The organism is Streptomyces sp. MB09-01, from assembly GCF_033794505.1.
In the GTDB taxonomy this organism is placed as follows: domain Bacteria; phylum Actinomycetota; class Actinomycetes; order Streptomycetales; family Streptomycetaceae; genus Streptomyces.
On sequence record NZ_JARAYQ010000196.1, the window covers coordinates 1 to 16,699 of the forward strand.

Sequence of the window (16,699 nt, forward strand, 5' to 3'; positions counted from 1 at the left end):
GGGCAGGGACCGCGGCTGCGGGGGCGCCGCGGGCAGGAGGGAGGCGGGCGCGGCGGCGCGCGGAACGTGCGCGGCACGCGGTGCTCGCAGGGCTCCCGGGCCCGCGGGGGCGAAAGCACACGGACCCGCAGGCGAATGCCTGCGGGTCCGTGGGGGCCGGCCGCGTGAAGCAGGCCGGCTAGCCCTTAGGCAGCGGCCTTGGGGGCGTTGACGTCGGCCGGAAGCGCCTTCTGCGCGACCTCGACCAGCGCGGCGAACGCGTTGGCGTCGTTGACGGCCAGCTCGGCGAGGATCTTGCGGTCCACCTCGATGTTGGCGGCCTTCAGACCCTGGATGAGGCGGTTGTACGTCATGCCGTTCTGGCGGGCAGCAGCGTTGATGCGCTGGATCCACAGCTGACGGAAGTCGCCCTTGCGCTTCTTGCGGTCGTTGAAGTTGTAGACCAGCGAGTGGGTGACCTGCTCCTTGGCCTTGCGGTACAGGCGCGAACGCTGACCGCGGTAGCCGGAGGCCGCCTCGAGGATTGCCCGGCGCTTCTTGTGGGCGTTTACTGCCCGCTTGACGCGTGCCACTTTTTAACTCCTTGTAGCGGGGCCGTGGGTGTCTTCACACGGCCCGAATTCGATGGGGTCCCGGTCTTGACGTCACCGCTCCCGCAAGGGGAGCGGACGACATCAGATGCCGAGAAGCTTCTTGATCTTCGCGGCGTCGCCGGGGGCCATCTCCGCGTTGCCGGTGAGGCGGCGGGTGACACGAGACGACTTGTGCTCGAGCAGGTGGCGCTTGCCGGCGCGCTCGCGGAGCACCTTGCCGGAGCCGGTGACCTTGAAGCGCTTCTTGGTACCGCTGTGCGTCTTGTTCTTCGGCATGGCGCCGTTATCTCCTCGTCGGTGGCGCTCCCGCCGGTCCGTTGCGGGACCGGCTCACGGGAGCGTCATGTTGTGTCGGTGATCCGAGACGGGCTGTCTCGGGATCAGGCCTCGGCGTTCGTCCCGTCGGCGGGGGCCTCGGTGACGTCGGCGGAGGCGACCTCGGTGGTGTCCTCGACCTCGACGGCGGCTTCCTCGGAAGGAGCCTCGTCGTCGGCGGGGGCGACACCCTGGCGCTCGGCCTTGCGGGCGGCCTGCGCCTCGCGGGCTTCGGCCATCGCCTCGGTCTTCTTCTTGTGCGGACCGAGGACCATGATCATGTTTCGGCCGTCCTGCTTCGGGTTCGACTCGATGAACCCGAGGTCCTCGACGTCCGAAGCGAGACGCTGCAGCAGTCGGTAGCCGAGTTCCGGCCGGGACTGCTCGCGACCACGGAACATGATCGTGATCTTGACCTTGTCGCCCTGCTTGAGGAACCGAACGACGTGACCCTTCTTGGTGTCATAGTCGTGCGGGTCGATCTTCGGCCGGAGCTTCATTTCCTTGATGACCGTGTGCGCCTGGTTCTTGCGCGCCTCACGGGCCTTCATGGCCGACTCGTACTTGAACTTGCCGTAGTCCATGAGCTTGCAGACCGGCGGGCGTGCGGACGCCGCGACCTCGACCAGGTCGAGGTCGTACTCCTGCGCGAGCTCGAGCGCCTTGGCAAGCGGCACGATGCCGACCTGCTCGCCGCTGGGACCGACAAGCCGTACCTCGGGAACGCGAATCCGGTCGTTGATGCGGGGCTCGGTGCTGATGGATCCTCCTCGGTAGCACCACACGACTGCCTGGCAGACAGCCGCTGACGTGTATTTCCGTCAGACCGACCACAGCGGGAAATCAAAAAAGCCCCGCCGGGCACAGGCAGGGGCTCCAATACAACCGGAACACCGTCGCGTGCGAACCGCGGGGCGTAGACTCGGGCAGCTTTCCATCGTCCGTACGGAACGATGGATGCCGCCTGACCGGTGACCCGCCGTCCCGGAGGACGGTCAGGTGGGAGAAACGGAGCCTCCACTTGTGGGCCGGGCACAGAAGTGTCCGGCCGGTCGAAGTACATACTAGCACCCGCGTTGCAAGCCCGCCGCACGGCATATCGTGGGGTTCATGACTGACGCGACACCCTCCACCGAACCCGCTGCCGACGGCGCCCCCGACTACGACGCCATGACCCGCGACATCGCGGACGTGCCCGCCGTCGAGGTGATCACCACGGTGGCCGTGCACCTGCTGAGCGCCGCGGCGGTCAACCTGGGCCTGGACAAGCCGGACTCCGAGCACAAGGACCTCGACGAGGCCCGCAAGCTGATCACGGCCCTCGCCGGCCTGGTCACCGCGAGCGCCACCGAGATCAGCTCCTTCCACGCCGCCCCGCTGCGCGACGGCCTGAAGTCGCTCCAGCTGGCCTTCCGCGAGGCGTCGATCGTGCCGGACGAGCCGGGCCAGGGTCCGGGCGAGAAGTTCACGGGTCCCGTCTTCGCCTGATCGCGCGCAGCACGACGCACGTACGAAGAGGAGAGGCGGGTCACACGGGAGGTTCCCGTGTGACCCGCCTCTCCTTCTTCACGGCTCTTGCGGTCAGCGGGTGAAGAGCGGTTCGCCGGGCGGAGCCGGCGCGTCCGGCGGCAGCAGCGCCAGGTCCAGCCCGCGCACCAGCCGGGCCCGCAGGGTGGTGTCCGCCGCCAGGGCCTCGGCGACGCGGCGGGCCGCCGCGGGCGCCTGCGCCCCGCCGGCCAGCACGATCGCGAGGGTGCCGTCGGCGTCCGCGCCGCCCGGGCCGAGGTGGGCGCGGAGCACGGCCGGCTCCGCGGACACGGCGGCCCGTACGGCCTCGCGTACGGCGGGGTCGGCCAGCGGGCCCGCGTCCGTACGGCCTTCGGCGAGGGCGAGCAGCGCGGGCCCGGTCAGCTGGTAGGTGACGGGGCCGGCCAGGTCCAGGACCACGGTGTCGGCCTTCTCGTGGGCGGCGGCGGCCAGTGCCTGGTGCAGCGGGACCGCCACCGGGCGCGCGGCCGGGTCCCAGAGCGCGAGCGAGGCGGTCGAGGTGAAGGCCGGCAGGGCCCGCCGGTCGCCCGCCCGCAGGGTCGGGACGGCCATGTCGCTGGTCTTCTCGCGCTTCAGGCCCGTCTCCGGGTCGGTCTCCACCTCGCCGAGGACGGCGACCACGGGGACCAGCAGCCGTGCGCCCTTGAGGGCGGCCAGCACCTCGGGCTCCTTGGCCCGGTCCTCGGACCAGGCGGCCAGGGCCGCTGCCAGCCGGGGATCGGCCGAGCCGTCGTCGTCGGAGAAGCCCGGGTCGGGAATGTTCTTGTTCGCCATGTTCGCCACAGTTACCCGACCCTACTGTGCCGGGTGCGACGGCGCCGTGAGGGGTTGGCGGTCCCGGCCCCGGGTGCCCCGCCGCGGGCGCCGGCCCAGTACGGCGGCCAGCACGAGCAGCACCGCCCCCGCGACCGCGGCCGCCGGGGCACCGAGCCGGGCGCTCCGCTCGGGCGGGCGGACCGGCTCGGGGCCGGGGCCGAAGTACGGGCGCTCGGCCGCGGCGGGCGCGGGCACCGCGGCTTCGGGCTGCATCGCCTCCGCGACCTGGAGGGCGGCGGCGGGGTCCACGGTCCCGTGGCCGCGGGCGTCGTCGCGGCCGCCGGGCGGGGAGTCGGCGGCGGTGTCCTCCAGCAGCTTCTTGATCTGGGCCGGGGACAGGTCCGGGTGGGCGGCCTTGACGAGGGCCGCGGCGCCGGAGACGAAGGCCGCGGCGGCGCTGGTGCCCCAGCCCTCGTAGTACGAGCGGTCGGGATCGGCGATCACCACGTCGACGCCGGGGGCGCTGACGGTGGCGTACCAGTTGCGGGTGGAGAACTTGGCCTTCTTGCCGCGGCGGTCGACGGCGGTGACGGCGATCACCCCCGGGTAGGCGGCCGGGTAGGACACGCGGTCGCCCGTTTCGCCGCCGTTGCCTGCGGAGGCGACGACGACCACGCCCTTGGCGAGCGCGTACTGGACGGCCTCGTCCTCGCCCGCCTCGTGGTGGGCGGAGTCGCTGTCGTCGCCGAGGGACAGGTTGATCACGTCGGCGCCGTGGTCGGCGGCCCAGCGGATGCCCTCGGCGAGGGCGCCGCCCTTGCTGTCGCGGGCCTTGCCGCGGCCCGGGTCGCCCTCTTCGAGGATCACCCGGACCGGCAGGATCCGCGCCTGCGGGGCGATCCCGAGGACGCCCTGACTGCGGCTGGGGCCGTGGCCGTGCCCGGCGATGATGCTCGCCATGGCGGTGCCGTGACGGGCCCACGGGCGGTCGCCGCGCCCGGCGCCCATGCCGATGAGGTCGGTGCCCTCGAGGACCTGTCCCGCGAGGTCGGGGTGGGAGTCGTCGACCCCGGTGTCAAGGACGGCGACGGTCACCCCGTCGCCGCGGGTGGTGCCCCAGGCCTCCTCGGCGCGCAGCGCGAGCAGGCCCCACTGCCGGTCCCGGATGGTGTCGGCGGCGGCCGGGAACGCGGTGGCGGCCGTGAGGAGGGCGGCGGCGGTCAGGGCGGCGGCGGCCTGCCCGAGCGCCCGGTACGGGATCATCGGCGGGCCTTCGGGGCGGGTGTGACGGGCGGTGCGGCGAGGAGTGCCACCGTGTGCCCGATGCGGTCGGCGACCGCCTTGGCCTCGTGGCCGAGTCCGGCCTGGGCGGCGGCTCCGGTGGCGTCCTTCTTCATCAGGTCCTCGGCGGGGCGGGGCGCGTCCAGGGGGCGGCCGTCGGCGAAGGCGGAGACGGCGTAGACGACGACGGGGGCCTCGTCGAGTACGGACGCGGCCCATGCGGCGCGCTGGGCGTCGGTGAATCCGTACGCGGACGGGGCGGTGATCCGCCCGGTGAGGGCGGTCATCGCGGGGGAGTCGGCGGGCGTGAAGACCAGGCCGACGGTGATCAGGGAGCTGCGGGTGGCGTCGGTGTAGGTGGCGCGGAGCAAGCGGGTGCACCCGGTGGCGGCCAGCAGGCCCTGCCAGTCGGCGGCGAGGCCGGACGCGCAGTCGGCGTCGGGGGCGAGCGCGATGCGGGTCCAGGTCCGGTCGGAGCCGCCGGGGCCGGCTGCGGGGCCGGTGACGACGGGCGGCAGGAGGTGGTCCACGGGCGCGGACCGCCACAGCGACTCGGCCTTGCGGTAGGCGGCGTCGGCGGGCAACGGGCGGTTCGCGGCGCGGTGTTCGGCCCAGGTGGTGACGGCGGCTCCGCCCACGAGGCCGCCCCCGAGGAGGAGGCAGAGCGCGGTGGCGAGGACGCGTCCGGGGTGGCGGCGCGGCGGGGTGTGCGCGGGCCGGGGCGGCTGGGACCAGGGGTCGGGCTCGCCCGGGAGCGTGGTCCGCGGTGTCGTCGTGGTCATCCGGCGGCTCCGCCCCCCGTTCCGTACGGCTGCCTGCCCGTACTCTACGGGGTCCCCGGCGGGGCTCCGCGGGGCCGGTGCCCCCGCCTCCGGCCGCCGCCGGCCCCTACCCACCGGTAGAGACCTCTGGCAAGCTGCCGCCCATGAACTCCCCCGCCGCCGACCGCGCCCGGTACGACCGGGCGACCGCGCACCTGGACGCGCCGCTGGCCCTCGTGGATCTCGACGCCTTCGACGCCAATGCCGACGACCTCGTGCGCCGGGCCGGCGGGAAGGCGGTCCGGGTCGCCAGCAAGTCGGTCCGCTGCCGCGCGCTGCTCGAACGCGTGCTGGCTCGCCCGGGGTTCGCCGGGATCATGTCGTACACCCTGGCCGAGTCGTTGTGGCTGGCCCGGTCCGGGTTCGAGGACGTGCTCCTCGCGTACCCCTCCGCCGACCGGGCCGGCTTCGGCGAGCTGGCGAACGACGCAAAGCTGGCCGGCGCCGTCACGGTGATGGTGGACGATCCCGCGCAGCTGGAGCTGATCGACGGGGCCCGCGACGGGGGCGCCGAGGAGATCCGCGTCTGTCTGGAACTGGACACCGCCCTGCAGCTGTTCGGCGGCCGGGTACGGGTCGGGGCCCGCCGGTCCCCGCTGCGCGAGCCGGCGGAGCTGGCCGCGCTGGCCCGTACGGTCACCGCCCGGCCGGGGTTCCGGGTGGTGGGCCTGATGGCGTACGAGGGCCACGTCGCCGGGGTCGGGGACGCGCTGGCCGGCCGCCCGCTGCGCTCCCGCGCCATCCGGCTCATGCAGGGCGCGGCCCGCAGGGAGCTCGCGGCGCGGCGGGCCGAGGTGGTGCGGGCCGTGCGGGCCGTCGTACCGGACCTGGAATTCGTGAACGGCGGCGGGACCGGCAGCGTGCAGCAGACCGCCGCCGAGGACGCGGTGACGGAGGTGGCAGCCGGGTCGGGGCTGTACCTGCCGCGGCTCTTCGACAACTACACCTCCTTCAGCGGGCGTCCGGCGGCGCTGTTCGCCCAGCCGGTGGTGCGCAGGCCCGGTGTGGGCGTGGTGACGGTGCTCGGGGGCGGCTACCCGGCCTCGGGGGCGCCCGGCGCGGACCGGCTGCCGGTTCCGTACCTGCCGCAGGGGCTGCGCTACGACCCCCAGGAGGGGGCCGGGGAGGTGCAGACCCCGCTGCTGGGCGCCCCGGCCGACGATCTGCTGATCGGCGACCGGGTCTGGTTCCGGCACGCGAAGGCGGGCGAGCTGTGCGAGCGCTTCGACACGCTGCACCTGGTGGAGGGCGACCGGGTGACGGCCGCCGCCCCGACCTACCGGGGCGAGGGCCGCACCTTCCTCTAGAGGGCCGGGCCCTGGAAGACGGAGTCCGTCTGGTCCGGGACGACGCTGGTGTCGCCGCGCAGGACCGGTCCCGGGGTGCCGTCGTGGTCGACGTACCCCGTCGTCGCGCACGGATAGGGGGCGGTCTTCCGCGGCTTGGGCTCGATGAACATGGGGTTGACGATCCAGCGGCCGTCGCTGTTGTCGTACGCCCGGCACATCAGCTCGTTCTTGTTGCGGTTCACGACGAGCCGCAGGGCGGTGGCGTCGCGCAGGAAGGAGACGTCGGTGTCGGAGTCGCCGGCGGCGAACACCTGGCGGCGGGCGGCGGGCCGGACCTTCTCGGCGGCCGCGCCGCGCACGCCGAAGATCTCCTTGTTGATCCAGCAGCGCTTGCCGTCGATGTAGGTGATCATCGTGTCGGCGCCGTCCCGGACGGATCCGCAGCCCTGCAGGTGGGAGGTGAACTTCCCGCCGTGGGTGGTGGTGTTGCGGATGCCGATCACGCGGTCCGCGTCGATGCCGACGCCCTCGGCCCACACCTCGACGACCGGCTGGGGCGAGGCCGAGCTGATCCAGACGTCGAAGCCGGACTTCTGCAGCGCGCCGATCAAGTCCTTCTGCTGGTCGTAGTAGCGCACCCAGCCGGTGGCGGTGCCGCTGCCGACCTGCTGCGCGGCTCCGACGGGCGCGGCGAGGTTCTCGGCCCGGGCGGCGGCGGCGAAGCCGCGGATCTCGCGGGCGGTCCAGCCCTGCATCAGCTGGGGCAGCCAGGCGTACGAGGGTTCGGTGGTGCGGCGGTCCCAGCCGGCGAAGGCGGCGGCGCCGGTGCGGGTGGCGGCGGTCCCGTAGACGGCGTTGATCTCGTCCGCGCAGCCGGCTCCCGCGGGGGTCCCGGTGGGCAGCGGGGCGCCGGGGCGGGCGAGTGCGTCGCAGGCGTCGGCGAGTGCCTCGGCCCCGGCGGGGGTCAGGTGGCGGCTGGTGGCGGCCCAGTCGGCGGGGCGGCGGATCTTTCCGTTGCGCAGCAGCCAGAACATGGTGGCGTCGCCGACGTCGTTCTTGACGACGGTGTTGTCCCAGTCGAAGACGGCGACGGGCCTGGCGCGGGCGGGCCGGTGCGGGTTGCAGCTGCCGTACCGGTCGATGAGCTGCTGGAGGCGGGCCTGGTTGTCCCCGTACCAGCCGGAGCCGACCGTCACCCGGCGGCAGTGGCTCTGGTCCGCCTCGGCGGGCGGGGCCAGCAGGAGTCCGGAGCCGGCGGCCGCCACGAGGGCGAGGGCGGCGGTTCTGTTTCTGCGCATGCTGCTCCTCGGGGTTCGGGCGCGGAACGGCCGGGCGCCTCGCGGCGCCCGGCCGGCTCGGAACGGGGGGCTGTGGCGGGGTGGTCTACAGCGGGGTGACGTACGCGCCGGAGATGCCGCCGTCGACGAGGAAGTCGGTGGCGTTGATGAAGGAGGAGTCGTCGCTGGCGAGGAAGGCGACGGCGGCGGCGATCTCGGTGGGCTCGGCGAAGCGGCCCAGCGGGATGTGCACGAGGCGGCGGGCGGCGCGCTCGGGGTCCTTCGCGAACAGTTCCTGGAGCAGCGGGGTGTTGACCGGCCCCGGGCACAGGGCGTTGACGCGGATGCCCTCGCGGGCGAACTGCACGCCGAGCTCGCGGGACATGGCCAGGACGCCGCCCTTGGAGGCGGTGTAGGAGATCTGGGAGGTCGCGGCGCCCATGACGGCCACGAAGGAGGCGGTGTTGATGATGGAGCCGCGGCCCTGGCGCTGCATGTAGGGCAGGGCGGCCTTGCAGCACAGGTAGACGGAGGTGAGGTTGACGTCCTGGACGCGCCGCCAGGCGTCGAGCTCGGTGGTGAGGATGGAGTCGTCGTCCGGCGGCGAGATGCCCGCGTTGTTGAAGGCGATGTCGACGGAGCCGTAGGTGTCGAAGGCCGTCTTGAACAGGGCGTCGACCTGCTCCTTGTCGGTGACGTCGACCTTCACGTAGGTCCCGCCGACCTCCTCGGCGGCGGCCTTGCCGGCCGTCTCGTCGATGTCGCCGCAGACGATGTCGGCGCCCTCGGACGCGAGGCGCCGGGCGGTGGCGAGGCCGATGCCGCTGCCGGCTCCGGTGATGACGGCGGTACGGCCGACCAGGCGGCGGCAGACGATCTCTTCAGGGGTCTGGCTGGTCATGTTCTTCAGGCCTCCGTGCTGATGAAGACGTTCTTGGTCTCGGTGAAAGCGGTGAGGGCGTCGGGTCCGAGCTCGCGGCCGAGGCCGGACTGCTTGTAGCCGCCGAAGGGGGTCCAGTAGCGGACGCTGCTGTGGGAGTTGACGGACAGGTTCCCCGCGGCGACGGCGCGCGAGACGCGCAGGGCACGGCCGATGTCGCGGGTCCAGAGGGAGCCGGAGAGCCCGTACTCGGTCGCGTTGGCCAGGCGTACGGCGTCCTCCTCGTCCTCGAAGGGCAGGACGACGGCGACCGGGCCGAAGACCTCCTCGGCGGCCACGGGCGCGGTGGGGGCGACGTCCGTGACGAGGGTCGGCGGGTACCAGAAGCCGGGGCCCTCGGGCGCGGTGCCGCGGATCGCGGTGAGGTCGGCGGTGACGAAGGACCGTACGCGGTCCAGCTGGGTCCGCGAGATCAGCGGGCCCATCTGCGTCTTCTCGTCGAGGGGGTCGCCGACGGCCACCGCGGCGATGCCGGGGGCGACGAGCTCCAGGAAGCGGTCGTAGACGGAGCGCTGTACGAGGAGCCGGGTGCGGGCGCAGCAGTCCTGGCCGGTGTTGTCGAGGAAGGACATCGGCGCGGCGGCCGCGGCGGCCTCCAGGTCCGCGTCGGCGAAGACGATGTTGGGGCTCTTGCCGCCGAGTTCGAGGGTGACGCGCTTCACCCGGTCGGCGCACTTGGCCATGATCTGCTTGCCGACGCGGGTGGATCCGGTGAAGACGATCTTGGCGACGCCGGGGTGTTCGACGAGCGCGTCGCCCGCGACCGCCCCGTGGCCGGGGAGCACCTGGAAGAGGTGCTCGGGGATCCCGGCTTCGAGGGCGAGTTCGGCCAGGCGCAGCGCGGTCAGCGGGGTGGTCTCGGCGGGCTTGAGGATGACGGCGTTGCCGGCGGCGAGGGCCGGGGCCAGGCCCCAGGCGGCGATCGGCATGGGGAAGTTCCAGGGGGCGATCACGCCGATGACGCCGAGGGGTTCGAGGAAGGTGACGTCGATGCCGCCGGCGACGGGGATCTGGCGGCCGGAGAGCCGTTCCACTCCCCCGGCGGCGAAGTCGAGGAGGTCGCGTACGTTGCCGGCTTCCCAGCGGGCGTTGCCGATGGTGTGGCCGGCTTCGCGGACCTCCAGCCGGGCGAGTTCCTCGATGTGGCCGTCGACGACCGCGGCGAAGCGGCGCAGCAGCCGGGCCCGGTCGGCGGGGGCGGCTGCCGCCCAGGCGCGCTGGGCCGCGGCGGCCCGGGCGACGGCGGCGTCGACATCGTCCCGTGTGGCGGCCGGGACGATGGCGACGGTCTCCTCGGTGGCCGGATTCAGCACTCGCAGGTTGAGTGGGGCCAGCTCATCGGACACGTGGTGCCTCACAGACTTTCGGTGGTTCGGCGGGGCGGGTTACAGGCGTTCGAAGGAGCGGCGCAGCTCCCAGTCGGTCACCGCGGAGTCGTACGCGTCGAGTTCCACGCGGGCCATGTTCCGGTAGTGGGCGACCACTTCGGGGCCGAAGGCCGCCTTGGCGATCTCGCTGTTCTCCCAGAGCTCCGCGGCCTCGCGCAGGGTGGCGGGCACGTGTGCGTAGTCGGCCGTGTAGGCGTTGCCGCCGCACGCCTCGGGGAGCTCCAGCCGGTTCTCGATGCCGTAGAGCCCGGCCGCGACCAGGCCGGAGACGGCGAGGTAGGGGTTGACGTCGCCGCCGGGGAGGCGGTTCTCGAAGCGCATGGAGCGGCCGTGGCCGACGACTCGGAGCGCGCAGGTCCGGTTGTCCACGCCCCAGGCGACGGCGGTCGGCGCGAAGGATCCCGGCCGGAAACGCTTGTACGAATTGATGTTGGGGGCGTAGAGAAGGGAGAAGTCGCGCAGCGCGGCCAGCTGGCCGGCCAGGAAGTGCCGCATCACCGGTGACATTCCGCCTGGTCCGTCCCCGGCCATCGCGTTCCGTCCGTCGGCGTCAGCGAGCGAGAGGTGGATGTGACAGGAGTTGCCCTCGCGCTCGTCGAACTTCGCCATGAAGGTGAGCGAGACGCCTTCCTGGGCCGCGATCTCCTTCGCCCCGGTCTTGTAGACGGAGTGCTGGTCGCAGGTGGTCAGCGCCTCGTCGTAACGGAAGGCGATCTCGTGCTGGCCGAGGTTGCACTCCCCCTTGGCCGACTCGACGATCAGGCCCGCGGCCTGCATCTCGTTGCGGATGCGGCGCAGCAGGGGTTCGATGCGGCCGGTCCCGAGGACGGAGTAGTCGATGTTGTACTGGTTGGCCGGGGTCAGTCCGCGGTAGTTGGTGTTCCAGGCCTGCTCGTAGGTGTCCTGGAAGACCATGAACTCCAGCTCGGTGCCGACCATCGCGGTGTACCCGTGCTCGGCGAGGCGCTCCAGCTGGCGGCGCAGGATCTGCCGGGGCGCGGCGACGACGGGCGAGCCGTCGTTCCAGGCGAGGTCGGCGAGGAGGAAGGCGCTGCCGGGGTTCCAGGGGATGCGGCGCAGGGTGGCGAGATCGGGGTGCATGGCGAAGTCGCCGTAGCCCCGGTCCCAGGAGGACATCTCGTACCCGTCGACGGTGTTCATGTCGGTGTCGACGGCGAGGAGGTAGTTGCAGCCCTCGGTGCCGTGCTCGAGGACCTCGTCGAGGAAGAACTGTGCGGCGAACCGCTTGCCCTGGAGCCGCCCCTGCATGTCGGGGAAGGCCAGGACCACTGTGTCGATCTCGCCGCTGGCGACGAGGGAGCGGAGCTCCTCGGGCGCGAGCGGCGGCGTGCGGTCTACCACTGGAATCTCTCCTTCGGTGAGCCGAGTGCGCCTAAGGTATTGAATAGAACCATTGCTTGGGAAGGGGAGGAGCCGAGATGACCGATACGGCGAGTGAAGGCGACGCGATCGCGCGGCTGAATCCCGTACTGCGACAGGTGCGGGCGGGCAACGGCTTCGAGGAGGCACTGGAGCAGATCCTCCAGGTGGTCCGGCTGGGTCTGGTGCCGGGCGGCGAGCGGCTGCCGCCCGAGCGCGAGCTGGCCGAACGGATGGGGATCAGCCGGGTCACCCTGCGCGAGGTGCTGAAGGTCCTGCAGGACCAGGGCCTGGTGGAGGCCCGGCGCGGGCGGTACGGCGGAACCTTCGTGCTGCCCCGCCCCGACACCCCGGCGGGCGGCGCCGAGGAAGAGCTGCGCCGGCGCGTCGCGGGGGTGGACATCGAGGACGCGCTGCGCTTCCGCGAGGTGCTGGAGGTGGGGGCGGCCGGGCTGTGCGCCTCCCAGGGGCTGACCGAGGAGGGCGCCGAACGCCTGCTCGCCGCCCTGGGGGCCACGCACGACGCCCCGCTCGCCGACTACCGGCGCCAGGACACGCTCTTCCACCTGACCCTGTGCGAGCTCGCCGGATCCGCCACCCTCACGGCCCAGTACGCGGCCGTCCGCGCCACCGTCAACGACCTGCTGGACTGCATCCCGCTGCTCGTGCGCAACCTGGAGCACTCGCAGCAGCAGCACACCGCGCTGGTGGAGTCGGTGCTGGCACGGGACGCGCCCGGGGCGCGCGAGACCATGCGCGAGCACTGCTGCGGCACGGCCGCGCTGCTGCGGGGCTTCCTGGCCTGAGTGCAGCCGGAACGGGGGCCCGGGAGGTTTTCGTAACTTCTGTTTAACGCAGAGGTCTTGCGCTCCCCACTCCACTAGAGCAAAGGTACGCCCCACAACCATTGCCCTGAGGCAGGAGCGCACGATGGCCGACGACATCGAGGCACGGCTGACAGCCGTACCCGCACCCACCAAGTCCCCCGAGGGCGGCGACGCAGGCACGGACGACTACCTGGAGCGCCGCACACTGCGCCGGGGCAGCGCCGGCTGGCTGCTCCTGACCGGTCTCGGCGTCGCCTATGTCGTCTCCGGCGACTTCTCCGGCTGGAACGTCGGCCTCGACAAGGGCGGCTTCGGCGGCCTCGCCATCGCCACCGTCCTCATGGGCGCGATGTACGCCTGCCTGGTCTTCTCCCTCGCGGAACTGTCGACCATCCTGCCGACGGCGGGCGGCGGCTACGGTTTCGCCCGCCGCGCGCTGGGCCCCTGGGGCGGCTTCCTCACCGGTACCGCGATCCTCATCGAGTACATCCTGGCCCCGGCCGCGATCGTCATCTTCATCGGCGACTACGTCGAATCCCTCGGGCTCTTCGGCCTGACCTCCAGCTGGCCGGTCTACCTCGGCTGCTTCGTCGTCTTCATCGGCGTCCACCTCTGGGGCGTGGGCGAAGCCCTCCGCTTCAGCCTCGTCGTGACCGCGATCGCCGTCGCCGCGCTGCTCGTCTTCGCCGTGGGCGCCTTCACCGAGTTCAGCGCCGACGGCCTCAACGACATCCCGGTGGACGCGAGCGCCTTCGGCTCGAACTCCTGGCTGCCGCTGGGCGTCCTCGGCATCTGGGCCGCGTTCCCGTTCGGCATGTGGTTCTTCCTCGGCGTGGAGGGCGTACCGCTGGCGGCCGAGGAGGCGAAGGACCCGGTCCGCTCCATGCCGAAGGCCCTGGCCATCTCCATGGGCATCCTCGCCCTGCTGGCGCTCATCACCTTCTTCGCCGCCACCGGCGCCCAGGGCGCCGACGCCGTCAAGGCGGCCGGCAACCCACTGGTCGTCGCCCTGGAGGGGGACGGCGGCCCGACCGCGCTCAGCCGCTTCGTGAACTACGCGGGCCTCGCCGGGCTCGTGGCCTCCTTCTTCTCCCTCATCTACGCCGGCTCGCGCCAGCTCTTCGCCCTCTCACGGGCCGGCTACCTGCCCCGCTTCCTCTCGCTCACCTCCAAGCGCAAGGCCCCGTACCTGGGTCTCGTCATCCCCGGCGCGATCGGCTTCGCACTGGCCGCCGCCACCGGGAACGGCGCGCGGATGCTGAACATCGCGGTGTTCGGCGCGACCATCTCCTACGCCCTGATGGCCCTGTCGCACATCGTGCTGCGCCGCCGGGAGCCCGATCTGGAGCGCCCGTACCGGACCCCCGGCGGGATCCTGACCTCCTCGGTCGCCTTCGTACTCGCCCTGTCGGCCCTGGTCGCCACCTTCCTGGTCGACAAGGACGCGGCATTCATCGCCCTGGCCGTGTACGCCGTCGCCCTCGCCTACTTCGCCTTCTACAGTCGGCACCACCTCGTGGCCTCGGCCCCCGAGGAGGAGTTCGCGGCGCTGGCGGAAGCCGAGGCGGAACTGACCCGCGACTGACACCCTGTTGCTGCACCTGCCCTTGTCCTGCCCTTGATGGAGGTAGAGAACGTGCCCAGGCCGCTCATCGGCATCACCACCTACGTCGAGGAGTCCACCCGCTACGGCGTGTGGGACCTCCCGACGTCCCTCGTACCGACCGGGTACTACGAACTCGTCCAGGCGGCGGGCGGCGCGGCCGTGCTGCTCCCGCCGGACGAACCCGGGTCGGCGGCGGAGGTGCTGAGCCGGGTGGACGGCCTGGTCGTCGCGGGCGGCCCGGACGTGGACCCGGTCCACTACGGCGCCGCGCGCGACCCCCGTACGGGTGCCCCCGCGACGGTCCGCGACCACTGGGAACTGGCCCTGATCGCCGCCGCGCTCGAGTCCGACATCCCCGTACTCGGCATCTGCCGGGGCATGCAGGCGCTGAACGTGGCCCTGGGCGGCACCCTGATCCAGCACATCGACGGCCACGTCGACGCACCGGGCGGCACCTCCTGGCACCCGGTCCGCCCGGTGCCGGGCACCCGGTACGCGGAGCTGGTCCCGGAGGAAGCTCAGGTCCCGACCTACCACCACCAGGCCGTCGACCGCCTGGGCCGCGGGCTGGTCGTCTCGGCCCACGCATTGGACGGCACGGTGGAGGCGATCGAGGTCCCCGACCCGGAGCGGTGGATCCTGGGCGTCCAGTGGCACCCGGAACGGGACAAGGACACCCGGGTGATGGAGTCGCTGGTCTCCGCCGCCCACGCCCGCGCGGCGGTCCCGGTCGCGTAACCGCTGCGCGGAGCCCGTCCCGCGCAACGGCGGCGAGGCTGCAGGGAACTGGGGCTCCGCCCCCGAACCCCCGCACCTCAATCGCCGGCTGGGCTCAAAAGATCGGGGCTCAGCCCGAACCCCGGACGGAGTCCGGGGGCGAGGGTCTGGGGCGCAGCCCCTGGTCCCTGCAGCCCCGCCGGCGATTGAGGCGGGGGCCTGGCAAGCCCGGCCACGCGGCGCCGCACCCCGGCCGGCCCCCGGCTAGGGCAGGCGGCGGGTCAGGGACAGGAGGTCGCGGGCCGGGCCGGCCGGGCGGGAGCCGGACGGCCAGACGGCCCGCAGGGCCCGGCCGAGCCCCGCACCCGACACCGGCACCTCCACCAGCCGCCGCGACGCCAGCTCGTCCCCCACCGCCAGCTCCGACAGGACGCACGGCCCCGCACCGCTCAGCGCCGCCGCCTTGACCGCGGTGGTCGAGGCCAGTTCCAGCAGCGGCGCCGCCAGCCCCCCGCACCCGGCCAGCGCGGCGTCCAGCACCTGCCGCGTGCCCGATCCCCGCTCCCGCAGGATCAGCGGCATCGCGGCCAGTTCCGCCGCCCCGACCCCCCGCGTGCGCCGCGCCCACGCGTGCCCCGGCGCCACCGCGACCACCAGCCGGTCCTGTGCGATCACCGCCGAGTCCAGCCCGTCCGGCACCGTCAGCCCCTCCACGAAGCCGAGGTCGGCCTCGTGTGTGAGGACCCGTTCGGCGACCACCGCCGAGTTCCCGGCGTGCAGCGACACCGCCGTGTCCGGGCGCTCCCCGCGCAGCGCGATCAGCCACCCCGGCAGCAGGTACTCCGCGATCGTCATGCTGGCCGCCACCCGAAGCCGCGAGTCGCGTCGGCCCCGCAGGGCCTGCGCCCCCGCGTCGAAGGCCTCCGCCGCCTCCACCACCCGCCGGGCCCAGTCCGTGACCAGCGCGCCCTCGGCCGTCAGCGTCGACCCGCGCGGCGAGCGGTCCACCAGGGCCACGCCGAGCCGGGTCTCCATCGCCCTGATCCGGCTGCTCGCCGCGGGCTGGGTGATGCCCAGCCGCCGGGCCGCGCCGCTCAGGCTGCCGACCCGCGCGACCGCGAGCAGCAGTTCCATCGCGCCCAGGTCCGGCACCCGGTGCGCCAGCGGAACCCACTCCTCATTACCCATAACATCAGTTTATGACCTCATAGAGGCATGGCCTCTGCCGCCCCGTCCGCCCCGGCGCGAGGCTGGATCCATGGCCACCACCCTCGTGCGACCCCGCACCACGATTTCCCGGCTGCCCGCCGCCCACAAGGCTCCCGCGCTCCGGCACCTCGGCCCCAACTGGTACGCGTCCGTCATGGGCACGGCGATCATCGCCAACGCCGGCGCGACCCTCCCGTACCAGCTGCCCGGGCAGCGCGTGGCCTGCCAGCTCGTCTGGGCGCTGTCCGCCGCCGTCCTCGCCGTCCTGCTCACCGCCCGCGCCGGCCACTGGATCCACCACCGCGACCAGGCCCGCGTCCACCTCCTCGACCCCACCGTCGCCCCCTTCTACGGCTGTCTCTCGATGGCACTGCTGGCCGTCGGCGGCGGCACCCTCATCGTCGGCAAGGACCTCATCGGGACCGGCGCGGCCGTCGCCGTGGACGCCGTGCTCTTCACCGCCGGCACCGCGACAGGCCTGGTCATGGCGGTGGCCGTGCCCTACCTGATGGTGATGCGCCACAAGGTCGAACCCCGCCAGGCCACTCCCGTCTGGCTGCTCCCCCTGGTCGCCCCGATGGTCTCCGCGGCCCTCGGCCCGCTGCTGGTCCCCCACCTGCCCGCCGGCCAGCCCCGCGAGGCCCTGCTGCTCGCCTGCTACGCCATGTTCGGCATCAGCCTGCTCGCCACCCTGCTGATGCTCCCCCTGATCTTCGGCCGGCTGATCGTCGGCGGGCCCCTGCCCCTGGCCC

16 protein-coding genes and 1 pseudogene are annotated in these 16,699 nt (G+C 73.1%); 6 read left to right on the top strand and 11 right to left on the bottom strand.

The genetic code is table 11. The features are described 5' to 3' along the window. Nucleotides 1-185 precede the first annotated feature (185 nt). The 3 genes from rplT to infC form a co-directional block, all read right to left on the bottom strand. Complete coding sequence (gene rplT / locus PV721_RS31300) at nt 186-572, bottom strand: 50S ribosomal protein L20 (protein ID WP_007263143.1); 387 nt, start codon at nt 570-572, stop codon at nt 186-188. A 102-nt stretch (nt 573-674) separates the two neighbouring features. Then, the gene (gene rpmI, locus PV721_RS31305) at nt 675-869 is read right to left on the bottom strand and encodes a 50S ribosomal protein L35 (RefSeq protein WP_030012385.1); all 195 of its coding nucleotides are present in this window, start codon (nt 867-869) and stop codon (nt 675-677) included. Nucleotides 870-973: 104 nt separating this feature from the next. Continuing rightward, nucleotides 974-1,693, bottom strand: a complete 720-nt coding sequence (gene infC, locus PV721_RS31310) for a translation initiation factor IF-3 (protein ID WP_319730230.1) — start codon at nt 1,691-1,693, stop codon at nt 974-976. A gap of 325 nt (nt 1,694-2,018) precedes the next feature. Between infC and PV721_RS31315 the strand changes: the two genes are divergently transcribed. Continuing rightward, complete coding sequence (locus PV721_RS31315; protein WP_319730233.1) at nt 2,019-2,396, top strand: DUF1844 domain-containing protein; 378 nt, start codon at nt 2,019-2,021, stop codon at nt 2,394-2,396. A 93-nt stretch (nt 2,397-2,489) separates the two neighbouring features. Here the strand turns inward: PV721_RS31315 and PV721_RS31320 are convergent, their stop codons facing one another. Genes PV721_RS31320 through PV721_RS31330 form a run of 3 tightly spaced genes read right to left on the bottom strand, consistent with a single transcriptional unit; the run spans nt 2,490 to nt 5,275 of the window. Then, the gene (locus tag PV721_RS31320) at nt 2,490-3,230 is read right to left on the bottom strand and encodes an SseB family protein (RefSeq protein WP_319730236.1); all 741 of its coding nucleotides are present in this window, start codon (nt 3,228-3,230) and stop codon (nt 2,490-2,492) included. A gap of 21 nt (nt 3,231-3,251) precedes the next feature. Further along, nucleotides 3,252-4,475, bottom strand: a complete 1,224-nt coding sequence (gene mycP / locus PV721_RS31325; protein ID WP_319730239.1) for a type VII secretion-associated serine protease mycosin — start codon at nt 4,473-4,475, stop codon at nt 3,252-3,254. Beyond that, the gene (locus PV721_RS31330) at nt 4,472-5,275 is read right to left on the bottom strand and encodes a hypothetical protein (RefSeq protein WP_319730241.1); all 804 of its coding nucleotides are present in this window, start codon (nt 5,273-5,275) and stop codon (nt 4,472-4,474) included. Before PV721_RS31330 ends, mycP begins: the two co-directional genes overlap by 4 nt. 143 nt (nt 5,276-5,418) lie before the next feature. Between PV721_RS31330 and PV721_RS31335 the strand changes: the two genes are divergently transcribed. Next, nucleotides 5,419-6,621: an amino acid deaminase/aldolase gene (locus PV721_RS31335; RefSeq protein WP_319730243.1), complete on the top strand. Its 1,203-nt coding sequence runs from the start codon at nt 5,419-5,421 to the stop codon at nt 6,619-6,621. Here the strand turns inward: PV721_RS31335 and PV721_RS31340 are convergent. The 4 genes from PV721_RS31340 to PV721_RS31355 all read right to left on the bottom strand — a co-directional run bounded on the left by PV721_RS31340 (nt 6,618) and on the right by PV721_RS31355 (nt 11,570). Then, on the bottom strand, nt 6,618-7,901 hold the full coding sequence (locus tag PV721_RS31340) for a haloacid dehalogenase-like hydrolase (protein WP_319730244.1): 1,284 nt from the start codon (nt 7,899-7,901) through the stop codon (nt 6,618-6,620). The two genes, PV721_RS31335 and PV721_RS31340, sit on opposite strands and share 4 nt — an antisense overlap. Nucleotides 7,902-7,986: 85 nt before the next feature. After that, a complete protein-coding gene (locus PV721_RS31345; protein WP_319730245.1) occupies nt 7,987-8,781 on the bottom strand; it encodes a 3-oxoacyl-ACP reductase in 795 nt (264 codons plus the stop codon). Nucleotides 8,782-8,786: 5 nt separating this feature from the next. After that, nucleotides 8,787-10,166 (bottom strand): aldehyde dehydrogenase family protein, encoded by a 1,380-nt coding sequence (locus PV721_RS31350; protein WP_319730247.1) that lies wholly within the window; start codon nt 10,164-10,166, stop codon nt 8,787-8,789. Between the two features lie 39 nt (nt 10,167-10,205). Beyond that, complete coding sequence (locus PV721_RS31355; RefSeq protein WP_319730249.1) at nt 10,206-11,570, bottom strand: glutamine synthetase family protein; 1,365 nt, start codon at nt 11,568-11,570, stop codon at nt 10,206-10,208. Between the two features lie 77 nt (nt 11,571-11,647). Between PV721_RS31355 and PV721_RS31360 the strand changes: the two genes are divergently transcribed. The 3 genes from PV721_RS31360 (at nt 11,648) to PV721_RS31370 (ending at nt 14,759) form a co-directional block, all read left to right on the top strand. Continuing rightward, a complete protein-coding gene (locus PV721_RS31360) occupies nt 11,648-12,394 on the top strand; it encodes a FadR/GntR family transcriptional regulator (RefSeq protein WP_319730251.1) in 747 nt (248 codons plus the stop codon). Nucleotides 12,395-12,518: 124 nt separating this feature from the next. Beyond that, nucleotides 12,519-14,000: an ethanolamine permease gene (eat, locus tag PV721_RS31365; protein WP_319730253.1), complete on the top strand. Its 1,482-nt coding sequence runs from the start codon at nt 12,519-12,521 to the stop codon at nt 13,998-14,000. A gap of 36 nt (nt 14,001-14,036) precedes the next feature. Next, on the top strand, nt 14,037-14,759 hold the full coding sequence (locus tag PV721_RS31370; RefSeq protein ID WP_319730255.1) for a gamma-glutamyl-gamma-aminobutyrate hydrolase family protein: 723 nt from the start codon (nt 14,037-14,039) through the stop codon (nt 14,757-14,759). 243 nt (nt 14,760-15,002) lie between these two features. Here the strand turns inward: PV721_RS31370 and PV721_RS31375 are convergent, their stop codons facing one another. Further along, entirely contained in the window at nt 15,003-15,926 is a 924-nt protein-coding gene (locus PV721_RS31375; protein WP_319730257.1) for a LysR family transcriptional regulator, read from the bottom strand. A gap of 70 nt (nt 15,927-15,996) precedes the next feature. Between PV721_RS31375 and PV721_RS31380 the strand changes: the two are divergent. Beyond that, nucleotides 15,997-16,699, top strand: a pseudogene (locus tag PV721_RS31380) (C4-dicarboxylate ABC transporter); the annotation flags it as partial.